The following is a 6368-nucleotide window of genomic DNA, read 5'->3' as shown; positions in this document are numbered from 1 at the left end:
TTGGATTTACATGATACAGAAAGTACAATCAATAAAAGGAGTAAAAAATAATTTTTCATGTTACTAGTGTTTTTGGTTGGTAAAACACAGCTAGCAGGAAAAGCAAAGCAAGTCTAAGGGACGGTCATCTATTTAAATATATCTAAATAAATTTCGAATTAAAGGTTTTATGTATAGATGGCGATATTTGTTATATAATTGAAATATAATCATTTATATTTCATTAAACGAAAATGTACCCTCATGGTTAAGACTCGTGGTAAGGAATAAAAAACTCCCCAAAACATTAGTAATGGGGAGCGGTGTTTGTATAGTTGAAATTTATGTGTGCTATACTCTTGGTAAATCTCCTTCACCTTTGAGTGGTAAATCGGATTTTCCCATTAAATATTTGTCGACATGGTGTGCGGCCTGTCTACCTTCAGAAATGGCCCAAACAATCAAGGATTGACCTCTTCTCTGGTCCCCCGCAGCAAAAACGCCGGGTATATTTGTTTTATAGTCACTCGCAGAAGCTTTGATATTGGTTCTAGGATCCATTTCCAGACCTAGTTGGTCTGCAATGGTGGTTTCAGAACCAGTAAAGCCCAGGGCCAGTAATGCTAGATCACATTCCCATTCTTTTTCAGTGCCTTCAACCTCTTTAAGTATTGGTCTTTGCCCTGGGGACTTTACCCATTCCACTTCTACTGTAACTAAACTCTTCAAGTTTCCTTCCTTATCGACGTTGAAATTTTTGGTCGATATACTAAATACTCTTTCTGCACCTTCTTTATGCGAAGTACTTGTACGCAATCGCATCGGCCAAAATGGCCAAGGTTGTCCATCGGGTCTGCTGGTGGTACTCTTCGGCATAATTTCAAAATTGGTTACCGAAACGGCACCGTGACGTATTGAGGTTCCAATGCAATCCGAACCTGTGTCACCTCCGCCGATGACGATGACTTTTTTGCCTTTAGCAGAAAGTTCTTCACCCTTAAAAGGTATTCCATCTACCTTACGGTTATTTTGTGGTAGAAAATCCATGGCCTGTACCACTCCTTTCGCATCAGAGCCAGGAATAGGAAGATGGCGTCTAACTGTTGCGCCTCCACAAAGTACAATGGAATCAAATTCTTTTTTAAGGTCAGTTGCAGTTACATCTACACCTACATGAACACCTGTTTTAAAGATTATCCCTTCTTTTTCCATTACCTCCAAACGGCGGTCGATGACATTTTTCTCCATTTTAAAATCTGGAATTCCGTAGCGAAGCAATCCGCCCGCTTTTTCATCTCGTTCGAAAACAGTAACTAAATGTCCAGCTCGGTTCAATTGTTGCGCTGCTGCCAATCCTGAGGGTCCAGAACCAATAACGGCCACTGATTTTCCTGTCCGTTTTGAAGGGATTTCTGGTTGTACCCAGCCATTTTTAAAAGCGGTTTCAACAATATTCTTTTCAATATTTTCAATGGAAACCGGGTCTTCGTTGATGCCCAAAACACAAGCTTCTTCGCAAGGGGCCGGACACAATCTTCCTGTAAATTCAGGAAAGTTGTTGGTGGAGTGCAATATTTTGGCTGCTTTTTCCCATTTTCCACGATAAACAGCATCGTTAAAATCAGGGATTAAATTGCCCAAAGGGCATCCACTGTGGCAAAAAGGAATGCCGCAATCCATGCAGCGCGCTCCTTGGTTCTTTAGTTCACCTTCCTTTAATGGTTGGGTGAATTCCTTATAATTCTTGATGCGTTCTTTAACAGGGGCATATGCTTCATCCTTCCTGTCAAATTCCATAAATCCTGTAGTCTTTCCCATCTCTCAAAAAATTATAGGGTTTGCATTTTTTCTTGTTCCAATCGAATAAGTGCCTGACGGTACTCTTCTGGGAACACTTTTATAAACTTAGGCAGGCACTCCTCCCAATCTTCCAATATTTTCTGTGCCAATGGACTCAAGGTGGCATTGTAGTGGTTTTCAATAAGACTTTTCAATTCCTTGATGTCGTTGTCCTCATCAACGGGTAAAAGATTCAAGGCTTCACCTGTGCACTTCTTGGCAAAAGTGCCATTTTTATCATACACATAGGCAATACCGCCACTCATTCCAGCCCCAAAGTTTCTGCCTACATCACCAAGAATTACGGCAACTCCACCAGTCATATATTCACAACCATGGTCTCCAATTCCTTCGACAACGGCTTTTGCTCCAGAGTTCCTTACGCAGAAACGTTCTCCAGCTTTTCCATTGATGTAGGCCTCTCCAGATGTGGCTCCATAAAGGGTAACGTTACCTGTAATTACGTTTTCTTCTGGTTTTATGGTGGACTTAAAAGGTACTTTAATGATCAATTTTGCTCCAGAAAGCCCTTTGCCTAAATAATCGTTGGTGTTTCCGTTGACAACCATGGTCAATCCCTTGGTGGCAAATGCCCCGAAACTTTGTCCGGCAGACCCGGTAAAGTTTAATTTAAGGGTGTTTTCTGGAAGTCCATCTGCGCCATAAATTTTGGAAATCTCGTTACTGATGATGGCTCCCACAGCTCTATCGGTATTGTGAATTGGGAAATCCAATGTGGTTTTCTCTTTTCTGAACAGGGCAGGGTGGGCCTTGCCAATAATTTCAAATTCTATGGATTTGAATATATCGTGAGTTTGTTTTTCTGTATTGTAAAACTTGGTTCCTTCGGGCACATCAATTTGATATAGAATTGGGGTAAGGTCTATTCCTGCCGCTTTATAATGGTTGATGGCTTTTTTTCTATCCAATTTCTGAACTTGTCCAACCATTTCGTTTACGGTGCGGAAGCCTAACTTGGCCATGATTTCACGAAGTTCTTGTGCCACAAAGTACATGTAGTTGACCACGTGCTCTGGTTTTCCTTTGAACTTTTTGCGTAGTTCTGGGTTTTGGGTGGCTATACCTACCGGACATGTATTCAAATGGCAAACACGCATCATAATACATCCGGAAGCAACCAAAGGTGCGGTGGCAAAACCAAATTCTTCTGCTCCCAATAGACATGCGATGGCGACATCCCTTCCAGTTTTTAATTGTCCATCACATTCAAGGACAATCCTATTTCTAAGGTCGTTCAAAACCAAAGTTTGTTGTGCTTCGGCAATTCCAAGTTCCCAAGGAAGTCCAGCGTGCTTCAAGGAGGTCAAAGGAGAAGCTCCGGTACCGCCATCAAATCCAGATATCAATACAACATCAGCCTTGGCCTTGGCCACTCCTGCCGCCACAGTTCCAACTCCTACTTCGGAAACCAATTTTACGTTCACCCGAGCTTCCCGGTTGGCCGATTTTAGATCGTAGATCAACTGCGATAAATCCTCAATGGAATAAATATCGTGGTGTGGAGGAGGCGAAATCAATCCCACATAAGGGGTTGAATTACGGGTTTTGGCAATGGCCGGATTCACTTTTGGCCCAGGTAATTGTCCACCTTCACCTGGTTTTGCCCCTTGGGCCATTTTTATTTGAATCTCTTGGGCATTGGTCAAATAGTTGGAGGTCACCCCAAATCTACCGGAGGCCACCTGTTTAATGGCGCTATTTTTCCAATCGCCTGTTTGAAGTCTATAAAAACGAGCCGAATCCTCTCCTCCTTCACCTGAATTACTCTTTCCTCCAATTCGGTTCATGGCAATCGCTAGATTTTCATGTGCTTCCTTACTGATACTTCCGTAAGACATGGCCCCAGTTTTAAACCTTTTCACGATTTCGGTCCAAGGTTCTACTTCTTCAATGGGAATAGGGTCATAGTTCGAAAATTCGAACAGTCCACGAATGGTCATTAAGTTTTTGGATTGCTCGTTCACCATTTTGGAATACTCCTTATAGGTTTCCGGCTCGTTATTGCGTACCGATTTTTGAAGCATGGCTACACTTAATGGATTGAACATGTGCTTTTCACCATTTCTTCTCCATCGGTACTCTCCGCCAACCTCTATATCGAGGTCAGCTGCTATTTCCTTTCTTTTAAATGCCTTACTGTGGCGTTTGGCCACTTCTTTTTCTATTTCATATAGGCCAATTCCTTGAATTCGAGTAGGTGTATTCGGAAAATATTTGTCTACTACTTTGGTGTTGATTCCAATACACTCGAACAATTGGGATCCACGGTAGGAGTTCAAGGTTGATATCCCAATTTTGTTCATCACTTTTAAAATACCTTTTCCGATGGCCTTGTTGTAATTGTAGATGGCTTCTTCGAAAGTATAATCGGTGATATTGTTTTCTTTGATTTGTTCGCCAATAATCTCATTTACCAAATAAGGGTTGATGGCGCTAGCGCCAAATCCAAACAATAGCGCAAAATGATGCACTTCCCTTGGTTCTGCAGATTCGATAATGATGCTCAATTTGGAACGTTTCCCCATTTTTCTTAGCCCACTGTTCACGTAGGAACAAGCTAAAAGTGCAGGAATGTGAGCCATTTCGGTGCTCACCATTCTATCGGAAAGAATAATGATGTTGGCTCCCTCGTCAATTGCATCCGATGCTTGTTTTAAGATAGAATCCAAAGCCTCTTCCAGACCGTTAACCCCTCTTTCAACTTCATAAAGCATGGAAATGGAAACCACTTTGTAATCTGGACTTGCATCGTAATTTTTGATCTTATCCAAATCCTCTTTAGAGATCACCGGATTCTGGATCTTAAGTTTTCGACAGTGCAATTCTGAAAAGTCGAATATGTTATGGTCACTGCCCAAAGTAAGGCTGATATCGGTAATCAGTTCCTCGCGGATACCATCCAAAGGTGGGTTGGTTACCTGGGCAAATAGTTGTTTAAAGTAATTATAGATCAATTGCGGGCGCTCCGAAAGCACTGCAATGGGTGTGTCGGACCCCATGGACCCAATAGGCTCTTTTCCATTTTCGGCCATGGGCATTATAATGGTATTGATGTCCTCTTGGGTATAACCATAAGCGGTTCTTCTGGTTTTTAACGGAAATTCACCAAAGAAAACGGGACAATCATTATAAGGAATGTCGCGAAGGTGAACCAAATTATCCTTCAACCATTTTTTATACGGATGCTTCGATGCAATGGATTCTTTAATTTCTTCATCATTTACGATGCGACCTTCTTCCATGTTCACCAAGAACATTTTTCCTGGTTCCAATCTACCGTGGAATTCAATGTCCTCAGGGTCAAGTTCAACAACTCCTGTTTCAGACGACATGATCACGTAGCCTTGTTTGGTTACCGAATATCTTGAAGGGCGAAGTCCATTTCTGTCCAAAACCGCACCAATGTAATTTCCGTCGGTAAACGGAATAGAGGCAGGGCCGTCCCAAGGCTCCATTAAACAAGAATTGTATTCGTAAAAGGCTCTTTTTGATTCGGACATATCGAGGTTTTTCTCCCAAGCTTCGGGTACCAACATCATCATAACCTCTGGCAGAGAGCGCCCTGTCATTAAAAGTAGCTCCACCACCATGTCCATACTGGCTGAATCCGATTTTGCCGGCAATACAATCGGTAATATATTTTTGATATCATCCCCGAACCATTCGCTTTCCATCAATTCTTCGCGCGAGCGCATGCGGGATACGTTACCTCTAAGCGTATTGATTTCCCCGTTGTGGCACATGTAACGGAAAGGTTGTGCCAAATCCCACATGGGAAAAGTGTTGGTACTGAATCTTTGGTGTACCAAGGCTAAACGGGTTACTACTCGTGGGTCCAAAAGGTCTTCATAATATCTACTAATGTCTTTCGGTACCAAAAGCCCTTTAAAAATGATGATTTTAGTGGAAAGGCTGGGCAAATAGAATAACTGACTTTCAGAAAGTTTACTATCTATAATGGTATGCTCGGTAATTTTACGTGCGATGAATAGTTTAAGGTTGAACTGAAAATCGTCCAATGCTTCTCCCTTGCCGATAAAAACCTGCATTACATAAGGTTCGGTTTCCGCAGCAATTCGTCCGGGTACGGACCTATTTATTGGAACTTTTCTCCACCCTAATAATTGTAGTCCTTGTTTTTTGAAATTATCTTCAAGAACGCCAATACAAAAATCACGTTGGTTTTGCTTTTGTGGAAGAAATACATTTCCTACTGCATAAGATCCTGCTTCTGGTAGTTCAAACGGGCATGCATCCTTAAAGAAGTCATGTGGAATATCGATTAAAATTCCAGCTCCATCTCCAGTTTTTCCATCCGAGCTTACTGCTCCCCTGTGCTCCAAACGATCAAGGATCTCCAGGGCCTTGTGTATTATGTCGTTGGACTTTATTCCTTTTAGGCTACAGATGAATCCTGCACCACAGTTATCATGCTCAAATTCCGGTAAATATAAACCTTGCTTTTCCAATCCCATCATTAACGTATTTCCTCAAATTTATCAAAATAGATGAATAGAATATAAGGTTTT

3 protein-coding genes (1 of these 3 only partly in view) are annotated in these 6368 nt (G+C 41.8%); all 3 read right to left on the bottom strand.

Annotated features, from left to right (window positions below; all coding sequences use genetic code 11):
• Positions 1–59, bottom strand: partial view of a hypothetical protein gene (locus ABT310_RS03640; protein ID WP_375325392.1) — the 5' end (the start) only. The gene continues 889 nt to the left of window position 1, outside the view; 59 of the gene's 948 nt are visible here — the first part of the coding sequence; the start codon lies at positions 57–59; its stop codon lies off the left edge, out of view.
• A 271-nt stretch (positions 60–330) separates the two neighbouring features.
• Entirely contained in the window at positions 331–1797 is a 1467-nt protein-coding gene (locus tag ABT310_RS03635) for a glutamate synthase subunit beta (RefSeq protein ID WP_375325391.1), read from the bottom strand.
• An 11-nt stretch (positions 1798–1808) separates the two neighbouring features.
• Positions 1809–6314, bottom strand: a complete 4506-nt coding sequence (gltB, locus tag ABT310_RS03630) for a glutamate synthase large subunit (protein WP_375326144.1) — start codon at positions 6312–6314, stop codon at positions 1809–1811.
• Positions 6315–6368 lie beyond the last annotated feature (54 nt).

The sequence above is a fragment of the Flagellimonas cixiensis genome (assembly GCF_042134615.1).
Classification (GTDB): domain Bacteria; phylum Bacteroidota; class Bacteroidia; order Flavobacteriales; family Flavobacteriaceae; genus Flagellimonas; species Flagellimonas cixiensis.
Note: the sequence above shows the minus strand (reverse complement) of the source record. Positions and strands in the feature narration are given on the sequence as shown.